Source organism: Paraburkholderia sp. BL18I3N2, from assembly GCF_003001875.1.
GTDB classification, from domain to species: domain Bacteria; phylum Pseudomonadota; class Gammaproteobacteria; order Burkholderiales; family Burkholderiaceae; genus Paraburkholderia; species Paraburkholderia phytofirmans.
In genome coordinates this window covers 121,511-148,464 of the sequence record NZ_PVNC01000018.1, presented here as the reverse complement: position 1 = coordinate 148,464, position 26,954 = coordinate 121,511, and the positions used below count along the sequence as shown (strand labels likewise).

The window sequence follows — 26,954 nt, the reverse complement described above, 5'->3', positions numbered from 1 at the left end:
GTTAAGAGTTGGCCTTGCCGTGGCGGTACATTCCCGGGCTGGCCCCGGTCCACTTCCTGAAAGCCCTGTGAAAAGCACTGGTTTCCTGAAAGCCAGTCCGCGCAGCGACTTCGGCGACTGTGAGAGAACTGCTGGAAAACAACTCGATTGCGATGTCACGGCGCAATTCGTCTTTCAGTTGCCGGTAGTTCGTGCCTTCGGCTAGCAGGCGGCGTTGCAACGTGGCCGCGGATAGATTCAGTAATCGCGATAGCGCGTCGAGGTCCGGCCAGTCGTCGGGGGCCTGGTTTCTTAGTCGGCGCCTGACATGGGCCGTAGTGCTCGATTCATTGCGATACTTGACCAGGATATTGGCTGGCGCATTTTCCAGGAACACACGCAGGCTCGCTTCTGTGCCGGACAGCTTGAGGCCGAGGAAACTGCGATCGAAGCGGATCAGGGTCTCCTCTGCTGAGAACGTCACATCCTCGCAGAAGCGCATGCGGTAGTCGCTGTCATCGATTGGTGGGGAGGCGCGAAACCGCATCTCGATCAGTGGGATCCGTCTGCGTGCGAGCCAGCATGCAAGACCATGCACGAGGATGAACCACGTCCCGTAGGCAAAGAGCCGGCGTGTCCGCCCATCGTCATGCAGGATGATCACCGCATGATCGCCTTCGCAGCGCAACTCCCCGTGAATGTCGTCGAGAACCGCTCGCAGGAACTTCAGCATGCGACGCAGCGCGTGTTCCAGATTGTCCGCATGCAGCACCGCGTGACACATCAGAGCGTAGCTACCCCGGCGCAGCGCGTGGCTGTCGAGGCCAAAGAACTCGTCGTCCATCAAGTCAGCCAGAGCCGCCCATAGACGCGAAAAGGCCAACGCCGGTACACGGGCTCTCGGCGCATTCAACAATTCCGCCGCGATTCCAGCGTGCTGGAGGACGGCCGACACATCGAGATTCCGTTGTGTCGCCGCGAGGATTGCCTCGCGTACCAGGCTGATAGAGGTTGTGCCCTTGTCTTGAGTGTCATTCATAGTCAGGCGTACCCACAGAAAGTGTGGTGATGTTAATCGCTGTCGGGCGCAAGTCAAACCTGCTATGCGACTGAACGCGGGCGGTCATCGGCCGAAGAACGCCGGCGGGCGATCCATGCCCCGCTCAATATGTCCGACGGGCACACGCATGAAGAGGTCTATGGGCATGTGCGTACGCTCGCCTGCCGCTTACCATGGCCGCTCAGTTCGTCGTCGCGAGTGTGGCACTGTTGGACAAGGTCATACAGCATGGCGGCCATATCACATGAGCCATGCAAGTGGCATCCATGGCTTCGGAATCCAGTGCTTCCGGCGAAGCACGAGCCTGGCCGTTGCGCGTCCGGATACTTACTTTGGGGAGACAGCGGTGCAGATTCAACACAAAGGATTCGTCATCACGGGTGGCGGCTCAGGGCTGGGCGCCGCCACGGCGCGCCGTCTGGTGGAGCGGGGCGCCTCGGTGCTGCTTGTAGACCTGGACCAGGACGCCGGCACTGCGCTGGCGGCGGAACTCGGCCGCAATGCCCACTTCGCCAAGGCCGACATATCCGACGCAACGAGCGCCGAGCGTGCGTTGAACGCGTTTTGCGACACCGTCGGCGCGTTTCATGGGCTGATCAATTGCGCGGGCGTTGCCCCCGCCGAGAAAGTGCTTGGACGCGAAGGCCCGCACCGGCTAGAGAGTTTCGCGCGCACTGTTCAGGTCAACCTGATCGGCACTTTCAACATGGTACGGCTGGCCGCAGCCTGCATGGCCAGAAACACGCCCGAGACCGATGGCGAGCGAGGGGTGATCATCAATACTGCTTCAGTCGCCGCGTTCGATGGCCAGATTGGGCAAGCAGGCTATGCGGCCTCCAAAGGCGGTGTCGTGGCGATGACGCTGCCTATCGCGCGGGAATTGGCCCGCAATGGTATTCGCGTGCTTGCGGTCGCGCCCGGAATCATGGAGACGCCGATGCTCAAAGGCATGCCCACCGAGGTGCAAGACGCTCTTGGGAAGATGGTCCCCTTTCCCGCGCGCCTTGGTCGGCCAGAAGAATTCGCGGGCCTTGTGCTGCACATTCTCGAGAACACCTATCTGAACGGCGAGGTGATCCGCCTTGATGGCGCCATCCGTATGGCGGCAAGGTGAACTCGGCGCCTTGAGCGCACGTCATTGTTCCGGCTACTGCCTCGCTTTAGTTCGTCGAGTCGCCGAACCCGGAAGGGCTCAGATGACCCGTGAACTGCAAAACTTTCCAAACCCCTTGCAACGCCGCCGCGGAGCGGCGAATGGAGACTCGTATGCTTGCCTCTTCGACCTCGAATGATCCCGTCGTTATCGTCGGTGCCGCACGCACGGCGCTAGGCGGCTTCCAGGGCGACTTCGCGTCGCTGACGGCGCCGCAACTCGGCGCCAGCGCCATCCGTGCCGCATTCGATCGCGCAGGGCTGCAGCCAGAGTGGGTGGACGAGATACTCATGGGCTGCGTGCTGCCGGCGGGCCTGGGGCAGGCGCCCGCACGCCAGGCTGCGCTAAGCGCCGGTTTGCCGCTCTCGGCGGGGTGCACCACGATCAATAAGGTCTGCGGCTCGGGCATGAAGGCAACGATGCTGGCGCACGATCTGCTGTTGAGTGGGAGTCAGCAAGTGATCGTGGCCGGCGGCATGGAATCCATGAGCAACGCGCCCTACCTGTTGCCCAAGGCCCGCTCGGGCCAGCGCCTGGGACACGGCCAGGTGCTGGACCACATGTTCTTCGACGGTCTTGAGGATCACTACAGCCTCGCCTCCCGCGGCCGTCTTATGGGCACTTTCGCCGAGGACTGCGCGCGCCACTTCGGTTTCACGCGCGAGGCGCAAGACGCCTTTGCTTCCACCTCCACGCTGCGCGCACAACAGGCGCAGCGTGACGGCCTGTTGCGGTGGGAGATTACGCCAGTTGCCGTGCCGGGCCGCGGCGGCGAGAAACTGATTGACGAGGACGAAGCGCCAGCGAAGGCAGATCTCGCCAGGATCCCCAGCCTCAAACCCGCCTTTGGGAAGGACGGCACGGTCACGGCGGCGAGTTCGGCCTCGATCGCCGATGGTGCAGCGGCCGTGCTGCTGATGCGCCAGTCCACCGCGAACGAGCGTGGTTTAACGCCGTTGGCCGTTATCCGTGGGCACGCGACGCAGTCTCAGGAGCCGGCCTGGTTCACCACTGCGCCCGTGGGTGCGATTCAGAAGTTGCTAACAAAGGTGGGGTGGCGGGCGGCCGATGTCGACCTGTGGGAAATCAACGAGGCATTTGCCGTGGTTGTGATGGCGGCCATGCGCGAGTTGTCGCTTCCGCACGAGCGCGTGAACGTGCATGGAGGTGCTTGCGCGCTCGGTCATCCGATCGGCGCAACGGGCGCGCGCCTTATCGTGACGCTGCTGAGCGCACTGCGCCAGCGAGGCGAGACGCGAGGCGTCGCGAGTCTGTGCATCGGTGGTGGCGAGGCCACGGCGCTGGCAATTGAGATCGTCTGAGCGACATGATCGGCGCTCGAGATCCAGGTCAATTGCATTCCTGATTGAATTTTCGAAGAGTGAAGAATAGATCGCGCATCGAATTCAGATCAATTAGCCTCACAAACTCAAACGTGTTCTGATAGGCCCGCAACCAGGGGATCGTTGCGGAAACGGCAGCTTTTTGTCCCTCGGTCGTCATGACGAGCTGACGTTTACGTCGATCTCCTTTTTGAGTGACTGACGAGATAAGTTTGCGGCGGAACAACGGTGCAAGATTGGCCGACAGATTCGATCGGTCCATTGCCAGTTCCGCTGCCATATCGCCGAAAACCAGCGGCCCTCGGTGATTCAGCAAGGCGAGCATACAAAACTGGGATGCGTTAATCTCGGCGTCCTGGAGTGCTTCGTCGAAATGAGCCCAGAAAGCACGCATTGCGCGCTGCGCGAAATAGTGGTTGAGCGCGAGAGCGGAGATCTCTCCGATTGCGGGCATCGACGACTCGCACTTCTGACTTTCCATATCTGCGGTTCCGGATGCGTATGGACTGGGGTGCAAAGAGTTCCGTGCTGCCGCGCGCGGATCGTTGCAAGGCGCCGGAGTTGTCATGACCGTGAACGCCTGAAACTAATCACTCGTCGGTGCGGGGCGGGCTCGCGAACGTGATGCACAGGCCGCCTTGCGGCAGGCAGAGCACTTCACGCAAGCCCGAATGTTCTCCTCAAGCTCGCATCGACGGGGCCGGAGGGCATGAAGCGCCGCAATTTGCGCAACAGGGACGCTTCGCCGGCCGGTGTGCGACGCATACGCCAGGTGCCGAGCGCCGCTTCAACTATTGTCTTCGCTACGCCGTCGGGCGCGGGGGCGCCTTTGACACTGTTGACGACTGCGCTCGATGCAAGCACCCGCTCGCGCTCATAGTCGGCGATTTTCAAGCTTGCCACAGGGGCGTTGATGTCCAGATTGGTCCTGGTAAAGGATGGTTCGACCAACGTTACCCGGATACCGAACTGGCGCACCTCATGGTCCAGGGTCTCGGTCAGCCCTTCGACGGCATGCTTGGACGCGGAATAGAGTCCCATGTAGGGGGCGGGCAGGAACCCGAGCACGGAACTGACATTGATGATCCTTCCGCCGCGTTGTGCCCGCATATGGGGAAGTACTGTCTGCGTCGTGCGCAGAATGCTGAAGACGTTGGTATCGAACAGCGACAATGCCTCGGCAGTCGACGTTTCCTCCACGGCACCGATCAGGCTCGTTCCCGCATTATTGACGAGTACGTCGATTCGCCCGGTGCGTTCGATGACGGACTGGATTCCGGCCTGGACCGAAGCATCGTCGCGAACATCCACCTCGACGAGCCCGACTCCGGAGATAGGCGCCGCTTTTGCGATGCTGCGCACCGTGCCAAACACGCGGCAACCTCGGCTCGCGAACTTCTCGGCGGCGGCGCGTCCGATACCCGATGACACGCCGGTCACAACGACAACCGTGGAATTCGACATGAACAGCTCCGTTTGGTGAATGAATGAAATTTCAACGCGCGTCGAGCGCTTCCTGCGTCATCGGTTCTGCATGCGATGACTGCGGGTGCCGGCTCTCGTGCGAACTTGCGGGGCTGCCGGGGCGGATCCTGAACCAGATTGTGTACATGGCCGGGAGGAACATCAGCGTGAGGATCGTCCCGGCGAACGTGCCGCCGATCAGCGTGTAAGCGAGCGTTCCCCAGAACACCGAATGCGTCAGCGGGATGAAGGCCAGGATCGCCGCCATGGCCGTGAGGATCACCGGGCGCGCGCGCTGCACAGTGGCTTCGACGACCGCATTGAACGGATCCAGTCCGGCATGTTCATTCTGGTGAATCTGCCCGATCAGGATCAGCGTGTTGCGCATCAGGATGCCCGAGAGCGCGATGAGACCGACCAACGCATTGATACCAAAAGGCTGCCGGAACAGGATCAATGTCGGAACGACACCGATGAGACCGAGCGGACTCGTCAGGAACACCATCACCATCGCGGAAATTGAGCGAACCTGGAGAATGAGGATGACCAGCGTGATCGCCAGCATGATCGGGAACAGCGGCAACATGGCGGTCGTCGCCTTGGCCGATTCCTCGATGGAGCCCGCCTGCTCGATGCTATAACCGCTGGGCAGTTTCGCGATGACCGGCTGAAGCTGCCGGGTGATCGCCGTCGAGACGTCCGGTGGCTGCAGGTTGTCGGCAATGTCGCCGCGTACAGTGATGGTCGGCACGCGGTCGCGCCAGCGCATGATCGGCTCCTCCATGCGCACGTCGACCTTGCCCACCTGCGACAGTGGAATGCGCTGCCCGTTGGCGCCGGCCAGCGTGAAGTCGCCGAGCCGGGCAGGGTCGAGACGCACATCGCCGGCCGAACGCGCGACCACCTGCACGCTTCGGATATCGTCGCGCACGGCGGTCACAGGCACGCCGGTGAGCAGGAACTGCAACTGTTGCGCGACGGCGCTCGACGTCAGTCCCACCGCCTGCAAACGATCCTGCTGCAAGGCGAAGTGCAGTGTCGGCGAGCGCGTGCCCCAGTCGGTGTTGACCGTGCGCATCATCGGACTCGCTTCCATCACCTGCTGAACTTCAGCCGCGAATCCACGCAGCTTGTCCGGGTCCGGACCGGTGACGCGATAGGCGACCGGGAACGGCGAATATGGCCCGAACACGAGTTGCGTGACGCGCACGCGCGCTTCGGGAGCAAGACCGTCGGCGATGGCTCGCCGCAGTCGCGCCTTCAATGCATCGCGTTCCTCCTGACTATCCGTGCGGATCACGACCTTCGCGAACGACGGATCGGGCAGTTCCGGTCCCATGGCCAGGAAAAAGCGCGGTGCACCTTGCCCGACGTACGCGGTGACGATCCTGGCTTCCTTCTGTTTAGCCAGCCATGCCTCCACCTTTTCGGTAGCGGCACTGGTTTGTGAAATCGACGTGCCATAGGGCATCTGCACTTCGACCAGCACTTCGGGACGGTCGGAGATCGGGAAGAACTGCTTCTTGACCACGCCCATACCCAGGATGGCCAGGGCGAAGAGGCCAACGACCGAACCGGCAACCAGCCATTTGCGCGCGATGACGCGCGTGAGCAATTGACGGAAACGGTTGTAGCGCGGCGTGTCGTAGATTGCGTCGTGTCCCCCTTCGACCTTCTTGAAGTCGGGCAGCATCTTCACGCCGAGGTAGGGCGTGAAGACCACGGCGACGACCCAGGATGCGATCAGTGCGATGCCGACGATCCAGAACATGTTGCTGGTGTATTCGCCTGCGGTGGACCTCGCGAAGCCGTTGGGCATGAAGCCGACGGCCGTCACCAGCGTACCGGAGAGCATGGGGGCGGCAGTGTGGCTCCAGGCATAGGCAGAGGCGGCCACACGGCTGTAGCCTTCCTCCATTTTCACCACCATCATTTCAATGGCGATGATCGCATCGTCCACCAGCAGGCCCAGCGCCAGGATCAGGGATCCCAGCGTGATGCGGTCGAAGTTCTTGCCGGTCGCGGCCATCACCACGAACACGACGGCCAGCGTCAACGGCACGGCGGCGGCAACCACCAGGCCCGCGCGCCAGCCCATGCTCACAAAGCTAACGAGCATGACCACAAGCAGGGCGACGAAAAATTTGAGCATGAACTCGTCGACCGCCGAATGAATGTTGACGGCCTGATCCGTGACCTTGGTCAGACTCATGCCCAGCGGCAGCCCGGAGTTGATCGCGCCGACCTCGCTGTCCAGCGCCTTGCCGAGATCGAGCCCGTTCCAGCCGTCGCGCATCACGATGCCGAGCAGCAAGGCCGGTTCGCCATTGTTGCGGATCATGAATGTCGCCGGATCTTCATAACCGCGCTCGACAGTGGCGATGTCCGACAGCTTCAGTGTGCGGCCCTGCACGACGACCGGCGTATCGCGGATCTTCTGCAGCTTGTCAAAGGCGCCGTCCAGGCGAATCAACACTTCCGGACCTTTGGTCTCCACGGAGCCGGCTGGCGTCAGGACGTTCTGGCCATTGAGCGCGGCGAACACGTCCTGCGGGCTCACACCGAGCGTTGCCAGCCGGTCATGCGAGAACTGGACGTAGATGCGCTCGGCCTGTTCGCCGATGATATTGACCTTCTTCACCCCTGGCACGTGAAGCAACCGCTGGCGCAGCGACTCCGCATCGCGCACGAGCAGACGTTGCGGTTCGCCCCTTGCCTTCAGTGCGAAGAGCGCAAACGTGACGTCAGCATATTCGTCGTTGACCATCGGCCCGATCACGCCGGCCGGAAGGTTGGCTGCCTCGTCGCCGATTTTCTTTCGGGCCTGGTAGAACTCCTCCTGCACTTCCGACGGTGGTGTGCTGTCGAGCAACGTCAGCGTTGTGAAGGCCAGGCCGGGCCGTGTGTATGTCTCGCTCCGGTCGTACCAGCGCAGCTCCTGCATGCGCTTTTCGATTTTCTCGGCGACCTGATCGTGCATCTCCTGCGCGGTGGCCCCTGGCCATACAGTGATGATGGTCATCACCTTGATTGTGAACGCCGGGTCTTCGGCGCGGCCCAGCTTGAAGAACGACAGGAGCCCGGCCAGCGAGATCAGGCAGATCAGGAACAGGGTGATGGAACGCTCGCGCACGGCGAGCGCCGACAGATTGAATCGGCCTTCGCTCACGGACGTGCTCCTTCGTTCGCCATCGCGACGGCCTGGCCGGACACGCGGACCTGCTCGCCTTCGCGCAGCAACTGGGCACCGAGCGCGACGATGCGGTCGCCCTGTTTCAACGTACCGGACACGCGCGCGCTGTCGTCGCCCAGGTGAAGGACTTTCACCGGCTGCCATGCAACCCTGGCCGGCTCGCCGTTGACAACCCACACGCCGGCCCCTTTGCCCGCGTCGAGCACCGCGCCGATCGGCACCTGCATGCCGTCCTGGAGTGCCACGCGTGCGTCCGGTATCTCGATCGTGACGGTTGCGCCTAGCGGCGCGTCGGCCAGCGCACCCTGCAACACATAACGCGCTTCGAAGGTGCGGGTACGGGGATCTGCCGTATCCGAGAGCTGGCGCAGCGCGGCTGGCATGCTGGCGCCGCTGTCGCCGAACAGGGCGGCCTGGGCGATCGAACCGATGACCGGGCGCAGGGTTTCCGGAAGCTGGATCACAGCCTCGCGGCGTCCTGCATGGGCCAGGCGCACCACGGGCTGTCCGGCGCTGACGACTTGGCCCGGTTCGGCCAGTGTTTCCATCACGACGCCATCGCCGTCCGCCACCAGCTCGGCGTAGCCCGTCGCATTGCGCGCCACGCCGGCGTCAGCCTCGGCCGCGCTGAGCTGCGCCCTGGCTGCATCGGCGGCCGCCTTGGCCTGGTCGTAGGCCGAAGCCGAAATCGCACCCGTGCCGCGCAGGTCGCGATACCGCTCCTCATCCTGCGCGGTCTGCTGCGCCCGCGCCCGCGCAGCCGTGACCGCCTCCTGCCGGGCCTGCGCGGCCAGCTTGAGATCGATGGGGTCGAGGCGCATCAGCAGCTGGCCGCGTTTGACGGTCTGGCCGGCATCGACAAGCCGTTCCAGCACCTTGCCGGAAACGCGGAAACCAAGGTCGCTTTGCACGCGTGCCGCGACGGTCCCCGTAAACGAACGGGCTGCGGGGGCGGCGCGCTGAACGATGGCCGTGCGCACCAGCGGCACCTCGGTGCGCGGATCAGACGGTGCTTTTTCGCCGCAGGCCGCTAGCGCAAGCGGCAGCGCACAGGCGAGTGCGGAGGTGGCGAGGCGACGCGAGAACATGAAAGTCCCATCGGTGAAGTGATGACGGCTTGCATTATGGTTCTAGTGACTATTTCAGTCAAGCGTCACTAAATGTGTTCGCGTCAGGGCGACAGACTTCGGAGTACGAGGCTGGACAGCTGCGCGGGCGCGACATCGGTTGTGTCCCGGTTGTATTGCAGAAGCAGTGGGTTGAGGTAAGGGCGCAACACCAGATAGATCGCCATCGCGGTTTCGTCCAGCGGCGTCTTGCGTTCGAAGTCTCCGCTTTGCCGGCCTTCCTGCAGTACTTCCTGCAGTAGCTTCTGAACACGTGCTTCATAGGCTTGCACGGCCTGCCAGTTTTCCGTCGCGGCCGATGCTGCGATGTCGTACAGCTTGCGGTCGCGGAAAAACAGCTTGAGGCTGGCTTCGGTAAAGACCTTGAACATCCGTCGCAGCTTCTCCGGCGGCAGATCGGTCTCTGCGACGGCTGTCCTGACCTCGCTTTCGATCTCTTGCAGACAGTTGGCGCAGATCATCTCGCCAATGGCCTGCTTGGATTCGAAGAACTTGTAGATGTAGGCCTTTGAAAATCCGATTGCCTTGGCAAGGTCGGAGACGGTCGTTTTCTCGTAGCCATACCGGCTGAAGTGGTCGGTGGCGGCGGCAACGATCTGGTCCCGCACTTCGTGATCAGCCGGGCCGCGCGCGGGAGCGGCGGAGGGCATGGGAAGGTTTTTCTTCATGGACAAAGCATACAGAAATGGACAACGAGTGACTATTTGGTATTATAGTCACGGTTAGAATCTCGCAAAGACGCTCATGCTACCCAAACACCTCCTTGCCGCGGTCATTGCTGCCAGCCTCTCGGCGGGCTGCGCTGTAGGCCCCGACTATAGCCGTCCCGACGTAGCCATGCCGGACCATTTCCTGGGGCAGGCCGCGGTAGATCACCGCCAGGCGGCGGAGAGTGCAGACTTGATCACGTGGTGGACGGGTTTCGGCGATCCGCAACTGGCACGATTCGTTACGCTCGCGTTGGAGCAGAACCTGGACCTCGCGCAGGCCGCCGCGCGTGTCGCGCAGGCGCGCGCGGGACTCGGCGCAGCGAATGCCGCGCTGCTGCCTTCCGGCAATGTCAGCGGCCAGGCGGCCCGGGTCTACCAGTCGGTTGAAACTCCGCTGGGACGTGTCCTGAATTCAACGCCCGGTTTCGATCGCTACGGCAACGACTATGAGGCCAATTTCAGCGCGAGCTGGGAACTGGATGTGTTTGGTGGCCTGCGTCGCGGGCGGGAAGCGGCACTTGCAGACTATCAGGCTTCTGAGGCCGGCGAGGTGGCCACGCGCCTGGCTGTGACAGCGCAGACCGCCGACATCTACATCACCGTTCGCGGATTGCAGGCTCGTCTGCAGGTCGCGCGCAAGCAGTTGCAGACGCAGCAGGATCTGCTCTCGACCATCAACCTTTTGTACGGCAAAGGGTTGGCGGCCAATCTTCAGGTGAGCCAGGCTGAAGGCGCGCTGGCCCAGGTGAAGGCATCCATCCCGGTGCTGGAGGCCGGTCTCGATGCGGCCATGAACGCGCTGGACGTAATGCTGGGCGCACAGCCCGGCACGCATCGGGCGGAACTCCTCGAGGGCGGCGATATCCCGGCGGCCCCGCGAATCGCAGACACCGGATCGCCAGGCGAGTTGCTCAGGCGTAGGCCCGATCTGATCGTGGCCGAGCGTCGCCTTGCTGCATCGAACGCGCGTATCGGCGTGGCAGTCGCTGAGTATTACCCCAAGCTGTCGCTCAGTGGACTGATTGGGAGCGCCACCTCGGTGGCCAGCGGCAACCTGTTCAGTAGCGGCGCCAGTCAGGGCGCCGGCGTGCTGGGCCTGCGCTGGCGTCTGTTCGATTTCGGCCGCATCAATGCGCAGATCAACGAGGCCAAAGGCCAGCAGGCCGAGATGCTCGCCGCGTACCGGCTTGCCGCATTGCACGCAACGGAGGACGTCGAGAATTCCTTCTCGGCACTCGTGAAGCGCGACGAGCAGGCCGCCGTGCTCGCGCAGGGTGTGAACTCGCTCGGCCGGGCGCGAGCCGCCTCGTTCGCGGCCTACCAGAAAGGTGTCGTCAGCCTGATCGAGGTGTTGCAGGCCGACGATAACCTGCTGCGCGCGTCGGACGCGCGCGTGCAGGCGCAAACCGAATCGGCGCGCGCGGCGGTCGCCGCGTTCAAGGCACTAGGTGGCGGCTGGCAACCTGGCGTGCCCGAAGCGGTCGCCGGTCGATAGCGGCCGTACGCTGGATGAAGCGCCCGCCGCTGAATGCAGCCGGACAGCAAAGTCCCAATCGCTCTGACTCCCGACGCAACCGAACGAACCAGCGCATCGTGCTCACTCTCAGGCACTTTGCCTTTCATCGCCAGAGGTCACGGAATGCCTCACCTGCGCTAGACTCGCTCGAACAACTGGAAGGAGAGTCGGATGATACGCAAGACGCTCAATGCCTCGCAGCTTCAGCAGGAAGTCAACCGGCGAATTCATCGGCTGCAAGAAATCGTCGAGGATGGTGTGAAGATTCGTGTGCCGCGGCCGCAGTTGCAAGAACCTGACAAGACAGGCTGCAACTGGAACATGACCCACTTCGGCAACGCGGTCGGTTTCGAGCGCGACATCGAAGGCGTGCTCAAGGCCGTGCGTGCGGAATACAACCTTAATACCGAAGTGAAAGACACCGGTAACCCGTTTGGGGACTAACCGCGAAAGACATCGGTTCGTTTCCCGTTTTTGATGGCGTGGGCCCTCGTGGCGCGCCTGCCTCAAATGGTGCGCTTTGTGACGCTTGCCATTACCCGCTTTTACTTTTCGACGCCGGCGTAATGCCGTTCAATAGACGACGGGTGGCGCGCGAGCGCGGTCACCTTCATCGTCATATACGGAAACAGCGGCAGGCCTGCAAGGATGGTGTGCAGTTCGTCGTGCGAATCGACATCGAAAACGCTGTAGTTCGCATACTCGCCGACAACGCGATGGAGTTGCTGCCACTTGCCCTGGCGCTGAAGCTCCTGTGAGTACGCTTTTTCTCGCGCCTTGATTTCGTCAGCGTGGGCCACGGGCATATCGTGTGGCAGGTGTACATCCATTCTTACGAGATATAGCATGTGTTTCTCATTCGAAAAGTAGGGGTCTCTCAGGTTCGCCGGCGCACTAATTGGAATGGGTTGTCGTGCCCGGTGCTGGACTGACTCTGCGCTCAGCTATTTTTGTCGCGTCGATAGAAAGCAAGCTTCTCTTCATCGATATGCAAGCCCAGACCGGGCCCTTCTGGCAGATGAAGATCGAAGTCCCGATACTGCGGGCGCGCAGTGACGATGTCGTCCTTCAACAGGAGCGGTCCGAACAGTTCGGTTCCCCAGGCAAGTTGCGGCAGAGCGCTGAATCCGTGTGCCGATGCAATCGACCCGATGCTGCCCTCGAGCATCGTGCCGCCATACAGGGTCACGCCGGCTGCATCCGCAATGGCGGCCGTACGCATCATTCCGTAGATTCCGCCGGACTTCGCGATCTTCAGCGCAAACACGTCCGCACAGGCGCCGCGCACAAGTTCGAGGGCGTCCTCCGGGCCTGTTACTGCTTCGTCGGCCATGATGGGTACGATGAAACGAGACGCCAGTCTCGCGAGTGCTCCGCGCTGCTCTCGTGGAGTAGGCTGCTCGATGAGGTCGATGCCGGCGGCTTCGAGCGCTTCGATTCCTGGCGCCGCGTCAGCCTCGTTCCACGCCTGATTGACGTCGACGGTGACTTTGGCACGCTCGCCGAGTGCGGCTTTAATCTTCGACACGTGCTCTACATCATCACGAACGCTTCGCCTGCCGATCTTCAGCTTGAACGTATTGTGGCGACGTTCGGCGAGCAGCGTTTCCGCTTCATCGATGTCGCGTTGGGTATCGCCGCTTGCGAGCGTCCACAGGACCGGAAGCGTCTTGCGGACAGCGCCGCCAAGAAGCGTCGAAACGGGAACGCTCAGGCGCTTGCCCTGAGCATCCAGCAAAGCCGTCTCGATTGCGCACTTGGCAAACCGGTTCCCCCGGGCAACCTTGTTCAGCTTGAGCATTGCGTCGTTGATGTTGGTTGCGTCCAACCCAACGATCGCCGGTGCGAGATAGGTGTCGATGGTCAGCTTGATGCCCTCGGGACTCTCTTCCCCGTACGACAAGCCGCCAATCGTAGTCGCTTCGCCAAGACCCTCGATGCCGTCGCTCGAGCGCAGACGGACGATCACCAGGGTTTGTTGCTGCATCGTCGCCATGGCAAGCTGATGCGCGCGGATGGTTGGGAGATCAACCAGAATCGCTTCGACAGAGGTGATTTGGACGTTCATACCGGGAATGTTGGAGTGGAGGGGTTGCTGAAGTATTGCGTGTGTAATGACCGCCTGTCCAACACCGTCGACGTCTAGTGCCATACCTCCGGGGTATGGCGGATATCACTGCCCCGAATCGTTACGGGGTGCAAAGCTTATTTTTTCCTCCGCGTACAGCCGATAGATGAGTTCAAGCATTTCCCGAATGTCGCGCGACTCGTCGAGCGCACGCATGCTCATGATGATGGGCGAAACCAGAGTAGGGTCGTCCAGTTCCTTGTAGCTCACATCGTCTCGCTTAAGACCGTACACGCTACTCGGAACGACAGAAATTCCTTCGCCCGCTGCCACGAGGCCTAGCGCAATTTGCAACTCCCGTACTTCATAGATCCGGCGAGGCTTGAGACCGCGGTCTTCGAACGCCGACAGCACCTGGTCTGCATAACTGGGGCGCGGCGCCTTGGGGAAAATGATCAGCGTTTCGTTGACCAGGTCGCTGAGAGCGAGGACCGGCTTGGCCAGTGAGAGTGGATGGCCCTCCGGAAAGGCAACGATCATCTTCTCTTCGCGAAGAATCACCCGGCGGATGTTGGGGTCCTCGTGCCGAATGCGACCGAACCCGACATCGATCTGCCCGTCCTTGAGTGCTCGAATCTGGTCCATCGTCGACATCTCGTGAAGGCTGAGTTCGACGGTGGTGTTCTCGTCGCGGAAGCGCCGGATGATTTTGGGCAGCATTCCATACAACGTCGAGCCCACGAAGCCGACGGAGAGGCTGCGCTCGATGTTGCCCACGCGGCGCGTCATGGATTCGAGTTCGGACGTCTGAGCCAGTAATTGGACGGCGTGAGCATAGAAAAACTTGCCCGTTTCGGTGAGCTTCAACGGACGCGAATCACGCTGGAATAGCTGCACCTCGAGAATCTCTTCGAGCTGCTGGATCTGACGGCTCAAAGGCGGTTGCGCCATGTTCAGCCGCTGGGCCGCGCGCGTGAAATTGCGTTCCTCGGCTACGGCGACGAAATAGCGAAGATGCCGTAGTTCCATTTCAATACCTCGTGGATATAGACCGATACTAAATCAGTGTTGGACGAGGCTTTCCGGCGTCCATTATTCTGCATTCACACTCTGTTTCAGCACCCATTATACCTCTCAGGCATATTCGAACGGGCGCTAAACCAAGGGTTTACCCCATCGGAAAATAGAGATTCAGGAGCAGACATGAGCGTCAAAGTGTTCGATACGCAGGAAGTGCAAGACCTGTTGAAGGCTGCTGCCAACGTGGGCAGCCAGGACGGCGGTGCTCGCGCAAAGCAGATCGTCAATCGCCTGCTCGGCGACCTGTTCAAGGCCATCGACGACCTCGACATGACGCCGGACGAAATCTGGGCCGGCGTCCACTACTTCAACAAGCTCGGCCAGGACGGCGAAGCTGCGCTGCTGGCTGCCGGTCTCGGTCTGGAGAAATACCTCGACATCCGCATGGACGCGGAAGACAAGGCGGCTGAAATTACGGGTGGCACGCCGCGTACCATCGAAGGTCCGCTGTATGTCGCCGGTGCGCCGGTGCGCGAAGGCGTGTCGAGAATCGATATCGATCCGGACGAGGATGCCGGCCCACTGGTGATCCGTGGCACGGTAACCGGCCCGGATGGCAAGCCCGTAGCGGGGGCGCTGGTCGAATGCTGGCACGCCAATTCGAAAGGCTTCTATTCGCATTTCGACCCGACCAGCGCGCAGAGCGAGTTCAACCTGCGCGGCGCGGTCAGCACCGGCTCCGACGGCAAGTACGAGTTCCGCACGCTCATGCCGGTAGGCTACGGTTGCCCACCGCATGGCGCGACCCAGCAACTGCTGGACGTGCTCGGCCGCCATGGCAACCGCCCGGCGCACGTGCACTTCTTCGTCACCGCCGACAAGTCCCGCAAGCTGACGACGCAAATCAACATCGAGGGTGATCCGTTGATCTGGGACGACTTCGCTTACGCCACGCGCGAGGATCTGATTCCCCACGTGGTTGAAAAGACCGGCGGCACTGCGCTGGGAATGAAGACCGATGCATACAAGGAAATCCAGTTCGACGTCGAGTTGACTCCGCTGATTCAAGGCAAGGATAACCAGCTCGTGCATCGTCCGCGTGTGTCTGTCAGCGCCTGATCGCTGAACGCGGCCGCTGCGTCGTACCACTGCTGCCGCTCAATCCTTCGCAAGAATCTTTCGACACTGATGCGCGTACTCCATGACCGGAGCACGCGTAGGAGAGCACTCATGTCCGCAACTTTCGACAAAGCCTCGCAACTCGATGAACTGCTGCACACCGCGGTTCAGGACGACAAGCAAAACGGTGTATTCCGTTGCCGCCGCGACATCTTCACGAACGCTGAATTGTTCGAACTCGAAATGAAGCACATCTTCGAGAGCAACTGGGTATATCTCGCGCATGAAAGCCAGATTCCCAATAACAACGACTACTACACCACCTGGATCGGCCGCCAGCCTGTCGTGGTCACTCGCGACAAAAGCGGCGAACTGCACGCGGTCATCAATGCCTGCGCACACAAAGGCGCGATGCTGTGCCGTAAAAAGCACGGCAATAAAGGCACTTTCACGTGTCCTTTCCACGGCTGGAGCTTTGCCAACACCGGCAAGCTGCTGAAAGTCAAAGACGTGAAGACCACCGAATATCCGATTCAATTCAATACCAATGGCTCGCATGACCTGAAAAAAGTCGCACGTTTCCAGAGCTATCGCGGCTTCCTGTTCGGCACGCTCAACGCGGACGCGATTCCACTCGAGGTCTACCTCGGCGAGACGAGGGTCATCATCGACCAGATCGTCGACCAGGCCCCGGACGGGCTGGAAGTGTTGCGCGGCAATTCCTCGTATATCTACGACGGCAACTGGAAGATGCAGATGGAGAACGGCTGCGACGGCTATCACGTCAGCACCGTGCACTGGAATTACGCCGCGACGATGGACCGGCGCAAGGTCGAGGGCACCAAGGCCGTCGATGCGAACGGCTGGAGCAAGTCGGTAGCCGGCGTGTATGGATTCGAGCACGGCCACATCCTGCTGTGGACCAAGACGATGAACCCGGAAGTGCGGCCCGTCTATCAATACCGCGACGAAATCAAGGCACGTGTGGGCGAGGTGAAGGGGGACTTCATCGTCAACCAGACCCGCAATCTTTGTCTGTATCCGAACGTGTTCCTGATGGACCAGTTCAGCACGCAGATTCGCGTCGTGCGTCCGATCAGCGTGGACAAGACCGAAGTCAGCATCTTCTGTTTTGCGCCGAAGGGCGAGAGCGCATCCGACCGGGCTACGCGAATCCGCCAGTACGAAGACTTCTTCAACGTCTCGGGCATGGGCACCGCGGATGACCTCGAAGAATTCCGTGCCTGCCAGGCAGGCTATGCCGGCACCACGGCAATGTGGAACGACCTGTCACGCGGCGCGCCGCTGTGGGTCGAAGGAGCCGACGCGAATGCAAAAAATATGGGCCTTAAGCCGCTCATTTCAGGCGAGCGCAGCGAAGACGAGGGCCTGTTCGTCTGTCAGCACGAGTACTGGGTCCATGTGATGCGCGACGCACTCAGGAAGGAACAAGGGGAGGCCGTGGCATGAGCTTCGATTACCAGAAAATTTGCGCCGTGCTGTTCCGCGAAGCGCGCCTGCTGGACGACCGTCAATGGGACGACTGGCTTGCCTGTTATACCGGGGACGTCACGTACTGGATGCCGGCGTGGGATGACGATGACCAGCTCACCGACGACCACGAGAGTCAGATTTCGCTGATGTATTACCCGGACCGTGGCGGCCTGGAAGACCGTGTGTTCCGCATCAAGACCGAGCGCAGCAGTGCCTCGATGCCTGAACCGCGAACCAGTCACAACGTCACCAATGTGGAAGTGCTGGCCGAGCGCGAGAACGAAGTGGACGTGCGCTACAACTTCAACACGCTCAGCCACCGTTACAGAACCACCGACCAGTTTTTCGGCACGATGTTCGTCACTCTGCGCAAGGTCAACGATGAACTGTTGATTTGCTATAAGCGCATCGTGTTGAAGGACGACTACATCCGCCAGGTACTCGACGTCTATCACGTTTGAGCGCAAACACCGCGGAATAAAGAAGTACAGGAGGCAAGATGTCCAGCTACAACATTGCACTGAATTTTGAAGACGGCGTGACCCGCTTTGTCACATGCAAGGCGGGCGAGAAAGTACTCGATGCCGCCTTTCGCGCCAAAATCAATCTGCCGATGGATTGCTCGGATGGCGTGTGCGGCACCTGCAAGTGCCGCGCCGAGAGCGGAAGCTACGACCTGGGCGACGATTACATCGAAGATGCGCTGAGCGAGGATGAGAAGGAGGGCGGTCTCGTTCTTACCTGCCAGATGGTGCCGGAAAGCGATTGTGTCATTGCGGTGCCGGCATCGTCCACTGCATGCAAGACCGAACAAAGCAAGTTCGCCGCGACCGTAACCAGGGTCGAAGCGCACAACGATGCGGCCATCGTGCTCGAACTGGATGTGGAGGCGGCCGCGCCCGTATTCCTGCCGGGCCAGTATGTCAACATCGACGTTCCTGGCAGCGGTCAGCACCGTTCATATTCTTTTTCGTCGGCACCGGGCGAATCGAAAATCAGCTTTCTGATCAAGAAAATTTCTGGCGGCGTGATGAGCACCTGGCTCGAATCCGCGCAAGCAGGCAGCAAGGTGGAACTGACCGGACCGCTCGGCAGCTTCTATCTGCGCGCGGTCGAACGGCCGTTGTTGTTCCTTGCCGGCGGCACCGGCCTGGCACCGTTCCTGTCGATGCTTGAGGTGCTGGCTCGCACGAATTCGCAGCAGAAAGTCCATCTGATTTACGGCGTAACGCGCGACCTCGACCTCGTGCAGGTCGATGCAATCGAAGCCTACGTGGCGAAGCTGCCGAATTTCACTTACAGCACCGTCGTGGCCGATACGGAATCGACTCATCCTCGCAAGGGTTGGGTCACGCAGCATATGCCGGCGGAGGCCGTCAACGACGGTGACGTGGACGTGTACCTGTGCGGCCCGCCGCCGATGGTCGATGCAGTGCGTAAGCATTTCGACGACAACGGCGTGAAGCCCAACAGCTTCCACTACGAGAAGTTCACTCCCAACGCAGCGCCGAGGACCGCATGAGCACGCAACGATTCGCCGGCAAGGTCATGGTGGTCACTGGCGCCGCGCAGGGCATCGGTCGCGCGGTAGCGCTTCGCGCAGCCGCCGAAGGCGGCAAGGTGCTGTTCGTGGACCGCGCCGACTTCGTGTCGGAAGTCGCCGCCGAAGCGCGCGGCGCAGATACAGCAGGGTTTGTCGCCGATCTCGAGACGTACGAAGGCGCCGCGTCGGCGATGGCCTTCGCCGCGCGCACCTTTGGCGGCATCGACATTCTGGTCAATGGCGTGGGTGGCGCGATTCGCATGCGGCCCTTCGCCGAGTTCGAGCCTGCGCAGATCGATGCAGAAATCCGGCGCTCCCTCATGCCGACGCTGTACGCGTGCCATGCGGTCTTGCCTTATCTGCTACAGCGCGGACGCGGGACGATCGTCAACGTGTCCTCGAATGCCACGCGCGGGATCCGCCGCGTTCCGTATTCGGCGGCGAAGGGCGGTGTGAACGCGATGACGCAATCGTTGGCGATGGAATACGCGGAGCACAACATCCGCGTGGTCGCCACCGCGCCGGGCGGGACCGATGCACCGCTGCGACGTGTGCCGCGTAATGCTGTCGGCGATAGCGAGCAGGAAAAAATCTGGATGGGCGAAGCGGTGAAGCAGGTCACCGAATCGACCTTCCTGAAGCGCTACGGCAGCATCGACGAGCAGGCCGCGCCGATCCTGTTCCTCGCTTCGGACGAGGCGGGTTATATCACTGGGACGGTGTTGCCGGTAGCGGGCGGTGACACGGGTTGATTCGTCACGCTCTCCGGCCAACTGGCTCACACAACCAGGAGGACCGGCATGCGGCCGCGGGTTCCCCGCAGGATCAAGTGCGATGCGCGTCCGTCGGGCTAACGTGCCTCATGAGACGAGGCCTCCTCGGGGCTCTCGTAAATGTACGTAGCGACACTGCGCCGCTGCAGCGCGTCCCCCAGTTTCATGCGCAGGAAGCTGCTTGTCGTGTAACGCGTGACGTCCGAATAATATCGGGCGACGAGGCCATTCACCATTTCAGAATAGGCATCGATGACTTCGGGCGCGATGGAGAAATTGTCGTAGTTGACGATTGCGTGGGGCCGCACCTTGAGGCCGGACAGGACCCGCTCGACCTCGGCTCTGACTGCTTCAACGTCGTCGACGGTCATGACCTTGTGCCCTTCGAAATTGATGAACAACATGTTTTTGTCGGCGTCGTAGCTGAACCGCTCACTGAGCGTCAGCCTCAACAGCATGGCTCGCAAACCCATCGGCTTATTGTCGAAAATGCGGGCGTCCATTAGCCGCGGCGGCGATTTGATGACCGGAGCGAAGCCCATCTGCGAAAGGATGTCTCGCTGGAGATCGACCCCCGGTGCAATCTCGATGAGTTCGAGTCCGTCGGGCGTGAGGGTAAAGACGCATCGCTCGGTAATGTAGAGCACGGGCTGCTTCCTTTCGTTGGCGTAACGGCCGCCGAAGGTTCGGTGTTCCACCGCGTCGACGAACTTTTGGCTAAGGCCATCCTGAAGAATTTGCAGACGCCCGTCCTTGATATTGACGTCCAGTTTGCCGGCGTTGAAGGTTCCGACAAACACCACTTTCTTCGCCGCCTGTGAGATGTTGATGAAGCCGCCCGCGCCCGCGAGCTTTGGACCGAACTTGCTTACATTGAGGTTGCCTTCCCGGTCGACTTGCGCGAGCCCGAGAAATGCAATGTCAAGACCGCCGCCGTCGTAGAAGTCGAACTGGTAGGGCTGGTCGATGATGGCGTCGGTATTGGTTGCCGCGCCGAAATTCAAGCCCCCGGCCGGAATACCCCCGATGACGCCCGGCTCGGTTGTCATCGTGAAAAGGTCGCACACCTTCTCTTCGTTCGCGACGCTGGCAATCCCTTCCGGCATGCCAATTCCAAGATTGACGACGCTATTGGCCATCAGCTCGAACGAAGCGCGCCGTGCGATGACTTTCCGCTCTGTCAGTGCCATGCCTGGAATCGAACTCGTCGCAATGCGAAGCTCGCTCGCAAAACCGGGACTGTACGACTCAGCGAAGGTTTGCCAGTGGTTCTCCTGTTTCGCGACCACAACGCAATCGACCAGAATCCCGGGTATTTTGACCTGTCGTGGATTCAGGGTCCCTGACTCGGCAATGCGCTCGACCTGAACGATCACGATGCCGCCAGAGTTGCGCGCGGCCATTGCGATGGCAAGGGCCTCAAGAGTCAGCGCTTCCTTTTCCATCGTCACATTGCCGTTTGCATCGGCAGTGGTGCCCCGCACGATGGCGACGTCGACCGGAAATGTCTTGTACAGGAGGCAGTCGGCGCCGTTGACCGATACCAGGCTAACCAGGTCCTCCGTTGTGCGGGCGTTGAGCTTGCCGCCGCCGTTGCGCGGGTCGACGAAGGTATCGAGTCCGACCGTGGACAAATGACCGGGCCGATGCGCCGCGATATCGCGAAACAGCTGGGAGATGACGCCTTGGGGCAGGTTATACGCTTCGATGTGGCCTTCGACGGCCAGGCGTTGAAGCCCCGGAACGAGCCCCCAATGACCTCCGATAACCCGTCGAACCAAGCCCTGGTGGGCAAAGTGATTCAAGCCCTTGCGAGCGCCGTCGCCCTGACCGCCCGCGTAGACCAGCGTCAGATTGCGAGGGGCGTCGCTATCGTCGGCGGCCGAGTCGAGAAACAGTTGTTCCAGCGCGACGGCGATTTCTTCCGCGAAGCCAATGCCGACGAAGCCGCCCGTCGCCACCGTGTTACCCGGACGAATCAGTCTGACGGCCTGCTGGGCGCTGACGACTTTGCCTCGCCCAATGTTGTTTGCGGTGGCGAGAAACGGGTGTTGAAAGCCTGCGCTCATTGATGTCTCCAGACCGCACCGTGGAGCCGGGCTCCGGCGCTATGTAGTTGTTCGGACCTGCCGCAGCTCGACTACGGTTTCCGTGCGTTGGCTGGTGTATCGGCATTCGTCATCGGCGGGGAGCCGGCTTTACGAACGAAGTTGCGGCTCACTCGTAAGAGTACACGTCTCGCGCTGTCGCTTTTCAGACATTGATAGAGTGGTTGAGGGATGTGCGGGCACATTGGGTTGCATTTCCGCAGCGCGCTGCTCAGCACAGAACGGGTGCCTCGCTGCTCACTTGCGTGCATCCGACAAAGGCAATTGCTCCCGAACCAGACGGAGCACAGATGCAAATCGGGCAAAAGATCGGTTATCGAGCGTTTGCTCTATCCGGCACGCAACTTGCGTATCGATGCGCAGTGTCATCAAAAACCTTGGTCTTCGTCGCTGACTCGGCGTGTGAATGCAAACGTCCCGGCTATGTTCGTTTTCTTCGGGAGAGCCAGTTCACGAGCATCCACTTTTAGCAGCCAGAAATTGCAGGAGGCTTTATGCTTCGGTCCACGCCAGTTATCGCCAGCAAAACCGTCGGCGGCGAAAAGATTCACGCTGAGTTTCTCAGCGATACGGGACGGCTACGAATCATCGGCGGCGTGACGGTGCGAGCGGAATGGTTTCCGCCGCATTCCTGGTTCGCCATTGCATCCGTTGCGGGATACAGCCGATGGGGTACGCGGCCGGATGAGACGGACTTGCTGCGGCTCATCGAAAACTTCATGCGCACACCGGGGCAGTTGGCGATATGAACAAAGCGGTGCGCGCAACCGGCGATCACGCCTTCCGGTTGCCAGTAAGTAGCGTTCTTCTGGCCCGGCAGCGTCGCGAAATGTCGATGTGCGAAGCCGACCACGGGCAGTTGTATCACCACCCGAGGTAGCGAGTCATTGCAAACAAGTTGCCGGGCGCACAGACGATGAACCTTCTCGCGCCGGCAAACTTTCAGGCATTCATTGCACGGTTTTATCCGGCGCAGTGTCGTAATTGGGAGTCATGCCGGGCATATCTTTATGCGCCGTGTCCGCGCTTCTGCTCATGTCGCCAGGAACCCGGTTCCAGGGGCTCGAGACGGGCTCGCTGTGATACGTCATGCCCGCGGTCGCGGCACCGTGAGCACCGCCGCCGCCAGATCCACCGTTGCCATTCCCGCCAGCCTGCGCAAGCGTCGCGGCGCACGCGCAGAGTGACACGACTGCGATGCGCGCGAACAGAAGTTTCGTCGCCAACTTTTCCATGGTATTTCTCCTTTGATGCAGGCGCGTACGTCAGCCACGCCGAAGTCTCGTATGCCGCCAAAAGCTGACTGGTTGCGCAGCGGCGAATCGCAAGCAGCTACTCCGACGCAATCAGGGCAGATATTGGCTGCGTCCCGATGCGAGGCATGCAGGTGAGTCGTGGCCCGGCACCGAAAATGACAGCGTTACGCGGAATTCGAACGCCTGACGCCGATTGCGTGTCCTGTTACTTCGGCATCGGCACTCGCATCGGCAGACAGCGTGACAGCGACGAACACAGTCCTGTATTTCATGGCGTATTCCTCCAGAGTTGCCACGCGTCATTGCGTGGGGCTGACTGTATATACGAGGAATACTCGTGACTGGATTCGAAAAGGGGTGTGCGCCTGTTCACGTCGCGCTACGGCGTGTCATTCTCCCGAACGGTTGCCGCGCCGCGCCGCACCCACAACACTCGCGCGAGCCGCGTCGAATCGTTGGCGGGACAACGCGATGTATTGTCACATTCAGTTGCTATACAGGATGGGCAATCCGCGAAGGAGGTTGATTTGGACGTTCGAAAGTCAGCGTTACACGTCGAGAGCATAACGAAGCATCCGTTTGAGAGCTGCTTCGTCGACCTTGGTGGGCACTCCGCGGAACGAGCGCTCACTGTGCTTACGGCAGCGGTGCATGCTGCTCAACGTGAAATGAATGCCTTTGACTGGATTACTCAAGCACTTCCCGGTGCGACTCTCAAACCGGCCCTGGCATTCGGCACAGTCGGCGAACTGTACCGGTCTTACACGAGACCCGCTGAGCTGGGGCGCTTGAAAGGCGTACTGCGCTCCTGACAGCTGACTGGGATCGACGTCGCGACAGCTCGCACGCAGACGGGTGCATGGCCGCGGCGTTCTCGCCTGTTTTCTGGCTGGCGGTTCAATACGCGCTTGCGACACGCTTCACATAAGCGTCGACTTGCATGTCGATTAACGGTGTCACGGTCACCGCGACGGCAACGTCATCCGACTCGGGCAGCAGTCCAACAAATGCTGCGATGCCAGTGCCGCAGAGCACCGCAATAGAGATAGCTGCGGCGGCGACAAGTGAAGACGCACGCAGCGGAATGGCATTAACGAAACCCTGCAAAACGCACATGATGGCAACCTCCGTTGAGGCAGCCATAGTTGCAACGATCGTGCCGACTGAGTGCTAGTTTCCGGGCTGCCATTCCAGCCGGGCTGCACGCCTGGTCGATGCCGGTTCGAGCGCGCGAAAGCAGGACCCAATGTTGGGTTCGGACGAACATTTCGGCTTACCTGCTGCCGCCAAAGCCAACACTTGCGCGAAGCGCGGGGCTGGTCAGGTTGCCAATCGTCAGTCCGGAGGTGATGGTGTAGGCGGCTCTTGCGCCTCTGGAGGGACCACGAGCGTGTGCGACGCAACGGGGCGGCGAGCGCCTCGCCAAGCCACCGCTGTCGGCAGCGTCGGAAGGTCTTGCGCTAAACTCTTCGAACCATCGACCACGGTGACTCATGGGGCAAGTGTCATGGACCGTACTGAATTCCTCCAGGCCACGCGACAGCTAGTTGCAGCCGCCGAGATTCTAGCCAGCGCTGGTCCTAAGGATTCGCGATTGGATGCGTTGCAAATGCTCGAATTCTTTCGCCGATACGACCGTCTCGGTCCCGAACTGAATGCCGTCGCGACATCTGACGACGATCTGTTCGCGCGCACAGGTCAAGCGGCGCTGACAATGGCGGGACGCAATGAATTTGCAGCGTCACACGCTCTTCTTGAGCAGGCGAGGTCTCTTTTAACCGCGAGATGAAAACAGCGGGTGCGAGCCAGATTCGGTAAGCTGCTCCGAGTGCCGCCTCTTGCGGCGGCACTGTCGGCGTCTCGCGACCCTGTCACGGCAAGGGCAAATTTCATTCACGAGCGACCGCACTTTTAGCAAGGCAACGACATTCAAGGAGGGCAGGTGCATCTAAAGCGATTTTGGCCAGTGCTGCTGTCAATGGCGGCTTTGGGTCCAACCGGAGCATGGGCAAGCGATATTCAATGCGCAACCACGCGACAACCGGCTGAGCGCGTCATATGCGACCACGCCATCCTGAACAATGAATACGACGATATCTCCGCGCAACAACGGGCTCTGTTGAGCAGCGGCAAACTTTCGCCCGCACAGGTCGCTCAGTGGAGGCAATCGCGGAACGCGTGCATCGACGTTCACTGCATTGATACGGTATTCGCAAAGTGGAAGGCGCTGGCCAGGTCTGCCGAAGCGAATACTAGTGCCACGCACGCTCCAGCTGTTGCTTCATCCACTGATATAGCGCCTGTCGGTCCGATTTCGGACGCCGCTCCCTCCGTTGCATCTCAGGCCTCCCCGACGTCGGAGGCCTCTCTCGTGCGCCAGGGGAGTGCCGCTGGCGTAGCGCTTCCGAAGCCGGTTGAAACGCAGAGCTCTGCACCTGCTGTCGCCTCCGCTGCTTCCGGTCCGGATGAGAGGCGCGGCACGACGGGCATGAGCGCCGGCTTGATAATCGCCTTGCTTGTCGCGCTGGGATTCGGTGTGCTCTTCAGGCGTCGGGCGAAGGGTGGCGGAAGACCGAAAGACCGCTAAAGAACATTCGCCAATGCGCAAGTTTCGAGCGGCCTCAACGGTATGCAAGGGGCGCTTCAGCTCGAATTTTTGATGATCGGGACCGGCGTTGCTATGAGCATCGATTGGCCGCCCGAGCACTCGCAATACTCCGCAAATAGCGACTGGACCTTTCCGCAATGAAGGCGTATGTGAAGGTGGTCGAATCGACTAACTTCACGAGAGTGTCTGTTTCCTCCGGCGTCTCGAAGGTAAAGACCATTGCGCGATCAAAGCCGTCGCTGTGTCGGCGCAAGTTTGATCCAGCGTGATTGTGCGAACCCGTGCATGGGTCGGTCCGAGGTTCGTGGTGGGTCTGGAAGTGGACGGACGCTAGCATCGGCCAGCACCTGCAACTGTCAGCGCTTGTCGGCGGAATCGCGTTTATAGCCGGTCAGCATCGCACGGATCAGATTGTCGCGCGTCCAGATGCTCATGACGAAGGACGCGAGGATATGGACGCACACGCAGACTTGCAGTGCGATTGACAGATACGTGTGAAGCTCATGCGGCCAGTCTTCGCCCCAGAAGGCGTCGAGGCGCATCAGCCAGCCGCTTGCTGCCAGTGCCAGGATCAGCAGCCAGAGGGCGATGGCCATCAGCCCGCCGAGCGGATTGTGCGACAGATGATGCAGCGGCTTGCCCGCGGCCAGCGAGCGCATGTAGGTTTTCAGATGCGCCGGCGTCGGCCACCAGGCGGAAAATCGCGCGTGCCGCGTGCCGATAAACCCCCACGCGATACGACAGGCAACCAGACCCGCGGCGATATATCCCAGTACCCGGTGCGCCTGATCCGTGGGCCCAAACAGATTCCACACGACGATGCCCGCGACGGTCCAGTGCGTGAACCGCACGCCCATGTCCCAGGTCTTGACGGGCATCGCGCGCACGAGGGATTAGTCGATCTCGGACTTCACGGCGGCAAGCGTCTTGGTGTCGTAGTAGATCTCGACCTTCTTGCCCTCTTTGTTGTGGCCGTAGATTTCGTAGCAGTTGCCGTCGACCTTGAACTTCTTGATCTTGTAGCCCTCTGCTTCGAGTTTGGCGCGCGCATCTGATTCCTTCATCCACTCGTTCTTCGGATGAGCCGGGCAATCGGCTTTAGCGAAGGCGGAGCCGGAGGCACCCAATGCGACACATAACGCCAGGAACTTGAACATCCGTCACCTCATGTACTGGTTTGTCGAGCGCACACTCTACGTCGAGCCTGGTCGGATCGCAAGCTGATTGTAGGCTTAGAATTGACGCCCGCTGGCGTGGGGCAAAAAGCGCTGCAACCGCCGCTGTTTCTTGAGTGGATGATGGAGAGGGCGTCGGCCGAATCGAATTGCCGCAAACGGAGATTTTCCCTGTTGGCGATTTCGCACGCGAACGATGAAGGATATCGATTTGGCGTTTGGGCTGGCCCGTTGTGATAGGTAGC

The 26,954-nt window shown here is 60.9% G+C and carries 25 protein-coding genes; 11 read left to right on the top strand and 14 right to left on the bottom strand.

Annotated features, from left to right (window positions below; all coding sequences use genetic code 11):
* Position 1: 1 nt before the first annotated feature.
* The gene (locus B0G75_RS32145; RefSeq protein ID WP_106314030.1) at positions 2-1,018 is read right to left on the bottom strand and encodes an AraC family transcriptional regulator; all 1,017 of its coding nucleotides are present in this window, start codon (positions 1,016-1,018) and stop codon (positions 2-4) included.
* Between the two features lie 367 nt (positions 1,019-1,385).
* On the opposite strand from B0G75_RS32145, the gene B0G75_RS32140 reads away from it, so the two are divergent.
* Together B0G75_RS32140 and B0G75_RS32135 are read left to right on the top strand one after the other, a co-directional pair.
* On the top strand, positions 1,386-2,153 hold the full coding sequence (locus B0G75_RS32140) for a 3-hydroxyacyl-CoA dehydrogenase (RefSeq protein WP_106314048.1): 768 nt from the start codon (positions 1,386-1,388) through the stop codon (positions 2,151-2,153).
* Positions 2,154-2,305: 152 nt separating this feature from the next.
* Positions 2,306-3,514, top strand: coding sequence for an acetyl-CoA C-acyltransferase (locus tag B0G75_RS32135; protein ID WP_106314029.1), 1,209 nt, complete (start codon positions 2,306-2,308; stop codon positions 3,512-3,514).
* Positions 3,515-3,542: 28 nt separating this feature from the next.
* On the opposite strand, the gene B0G75_RS32130 is transcribed toward B0G75_RS32135, so the two are convergent.
* From B0G75_RS32130 to B0G75_RS32110, 5 genes are all read right to left on the bottom strand, one after another.
* Positions 3,543-4,016, bottom strand: coding sequence for a MarR family winged helix-turn-helix transcriptional regulator (locus B0G75_RS32130; protein WP_106314028.1), 474 nt, complete (start codon positions 4,014-4,016; stop codon positions 3,543-3,545).
* 176 nt (positions 4,017-4,192) lie between these two features.
* Positions 4,193-4,999, bottom strand: a complete 807-nt coding sequence (locus B0G75_RS32125) for an oxidoreductase (protein WP_106314027.1) — start codon at positions 4,997-4,999, stop codon at positions 4,193-4,195.
* A 31-nt stretch (positions 5,000-5,030) separates the two neighbouring features.
* Positions 5,031-8,168 carry an efflux RND transporter permease subunit gene (locus B0G75_RS32120; protein WP_106314026.1) on the bottom strand — a complete coding sequence of 1,046 codons (3,138 nt, stop codon included), beginning with the start codon at positions 8,166-8,168 and terminating at the stop codon, positions 5,031-5,033.
* Positions 8,165-9,280 (bottom strand): efflux RND transporter periplasmic adaptor subunit, encoded by a 1,116-nt coding sequence (locus B0G75_RS32115; RefSeq protein WP_106314025.1) that lies wholly within the window; start codon positions 9,278-9,280, stop codon positions 8,165-8,167. Before B0G75_RS32115 ends, B0G75_RS32120 begins: the two co-directional genes overlap by 4 nt.
* Before the next feature lie 83 nt (positions 9,281-9,363).
* Positions 9,364-9,987, bottom strand: a complete 624-nt coding sequence (locus B0G75_RS32110; protein WP_106314024.1) for a TetR/AcrR family transcriptional regulator — start codon at positions 9,985-9,987, stop codon at positions 9,364-9,366.
* Between the two features lie 76 nt (positions 9,988-10,063).
* Between B0G75_RS32110 and B0G75_RS32105 the strand changes: the two genes are divergently transcribed.
* Both B0G75_RS32105 and B0G75_RS32100 read left to right on the top strand, forming a co-directional pair.
* Positions 10,064-11,524, top strand: coding sequence for an efflux transporter outer membrane subunit (locus tag B0G75_RS32105; protein WP_106314023.1), 1,461 nt, complete (start codon positions 10,064-10,066; stop codon positions 11,522-11,524).
* A 192-nt stretch (positions 11,525-11,716) separates the two neighbouring features.
* Positions 11,717-11,989, top strand: coding sequence for a hypothetical protein (locus tag B0G75_RS32100; RefSeq protein WP_012432609.1), 273 nt, complete (start codon positions 11,717-11,719; stop codon positions 11,987-11,989).
* A gap of 101 nt (positions 11,990-12,090) precedes the next feature.
* Here B0G75_RS32100 and catC read toward each other — a convergent pair whose 3' ends face one another.
* From catC to B0G75_RS32085, 3 genes are all read right to left on the bottom strand, one after another.
* Positions 12,091-12,393, bottom strand: coding sequence for a muconolactone Delta-isomerase (gene catC / locus B0G75_RS32095; protein WP_106314022.1), 303 nt, complete (start codon positions 12,391-12,393; stop codon positions 12,091-12,093).
* 92 nt (positions 12,394-12,485) lie between these two features.
* Positions 12,486-13,613 (bottom strand): muconate/chloromuconate family cycloisomerase, encoded by a 1,128-nt coding sequence (locus B0G75_RS32090; RefSeq protein WP_106314021.1) that lies wholly within the window; start codon positions 13,611-13,613, stop codon positions 12,486-12,488.
* A 105-nt stretch (positions 13,614-13,718) separates the two neighbouring features.
* Complete coding sequence (locus B0G75_RS32085) at positions 13,719-14,642, bottom strand: LysR family transcriptional regulator (RefSeq protein WP_106314020.1); 924 nt, start codon at positions 14,640-14,642, stop codon at positions 13,719-13,721.
* A gap of 174 nt (positions 14,643-14,816) precedes the next feature.
* On the opposite strand from B0G75_RS32085, the gene catA reads away from it, so the two are divergent.
* The 5 genes from catA (at position 14,817) to benD (ending at position 19,541) form a co-directional block, all read left to right on the top strand.
* On the top strand, positions 14,817-15,752 hold the full coding sequence (gene catA / locus B0G75_RS32080; protein WP_106314019.1) for a catechol 1,2-dioxygenase: 936 nt from the start codon (positions 14,817-14,819) through the stop codon (positions 15,750-15,752).
* A gap of 111 nt (positions 15,753-15,863) precedes the next feature.
* Positions 15,864-17,222 carry a Rieske 2Fe-2S domain-containing protein gene (locus B0G75_RS32075; RefSeq protein ID WP_106314018.1) on the top strand — a complete coding sequence of 453 codons (1,359 nt, stop codon included), beginning with the start codon at positions 15,864-15,866 and terminating at the stop codon, positions 17,220-17,222.
* On the top strand, positions 17,219-17,707 hold the full coding sequence (gene benB, locus B0G75_RS32070) for a benzoate 1,2-dioxygenase small subunit (protein ID WP_106314017.1): 489 nt from the start codon (positions 17,219-17,221) through the stop codon (positions 17,705-17,707). The genes B0G75_RS32075 and benB overlap by 4 nt, the downstream gene beginning before the upstream one ends.
* Positions 17,708-17,745: 38 nt before the next feature.
* Complete coding sequence (gene benC / locus B0G75_RS32065; RefSeq protein WP_106314016.1) at positions 17,746-18,768, top strand: benzoate 1,2-dioxygenase electron transfer component BenC; 1,023 nt, start codon at positions 17,746-17,748, stop codon at positions 18,766-18,768.
* Entirely contained in the window at positions 18,765-19,541 is a 777-nt protein-coding gene (benD, locus tag B0G75_RS32060; RefSeq protein WP_106314015.1) for a benzoate diol dehydrogenase BenD, read from the top strand. Before benC ends, benD begins: the two co-directional genes overlap by 4 nt.
* A gap of 98 nt (positions 19,542-19,639) precedes the next feature.
* Here the strand turns inward: benD and B0G75_RS32055 are convergent, their stop codons facing one another.
* Positions 19,640-21,631, bottom strand: coding sequence for an acyl CoA:acetate/3-ketoacid CoA transferase (locus B0G75_RS32055; RefSeq protein ID WP_106314014.1), 1,992 nt, complete (start codon positions 21,629-21,631; stop codon positions 19,640-19,642).
* A gap of 533 nt (positions 21,632-22,164) precedes the next feature.
* On the opposite strand from B0G75_RS32055, the gene B0G75_RS32050 reads away from it, so the two are divergent.
* Positions 22,165-22,419: a hypothetical protein gene (locus tag B0G75_RS32050; protein WP_106314013.1), complete on the top strand. Its 255-nt coding sequence runs from the start codon at positions 22,165-22,167 to the stop codon at positions 22,417-22,419.
* 201 nt (positions 22,420-22,620) lie between these two features.
* Here the strand turns inward: B0G75_RS32050 and B0G75_RS32045 are convergent, their stop codons facing one another.
* A complete protein-coding gene (locus B0G75_RS32045; RefSeq protein ID WP_106314012.1) occupies positions 22,621-22,905 on the bottom strand; it encodes a hypothetical protein in 285 nt (94 codons plus the stop codon).
* A gap of 918 nt (positions 22,906-23,823) precedes the next feature.
* Complete coding sequence (locus B0G75_RS32035; protein WP_106314010.1) at positions 23,824-24,042, bottom strand: hypothetical protein; 219 nt, start codon at positions 24,040-24,042, stop codon at positions 23,824-23,826.
* Positions 24,043-24,433: 391 nt separating this feature from the next.
* Between B0G75_RS32035 and B0G75_RS32030 the strand changes: the two genes are divergently transcribed.
* Positions 24,434-24,715, top strand: a complete 282-nt coding sequence (locus B0G75_RS32030) for a hypothetical protein (protein WP_106314009.1) — start codon at positions 24,434-24,436, stop codon at positions 24,713-24,715.
* Between the two features lie 1,175 nt (positions 24,716-25,890).
* Here the strand turns inward: B0G75_RS32030 and B0G75_RS32020 are convergent.
* Positions 25,891-26,412 carry a cytochrome b/b6 domain-containing protein gene (locus B0G75_RS32020; protein WP_106314007.1) on the bottom strand — a complete coding sequence of 174 codons (522 nt, stop codon included), beginning with the start codon at positions 26,410-26,412 and terminating at the stop codon, positions 25,891-25,893.
* Positions 26,413-26,427: 15 nt separating this feature from the next.
* Entirely contained in the window at positions 26,428-26,691 is a 264-nt protein-coding gene (locus tag B0G75_RS32015; protein WP_106314006.1) for a PepSY domain-containing protein, read from the bottom strand.
* Between the last annotated feature and the right edge of the window lie 263 nt (positions 26,692-26,954).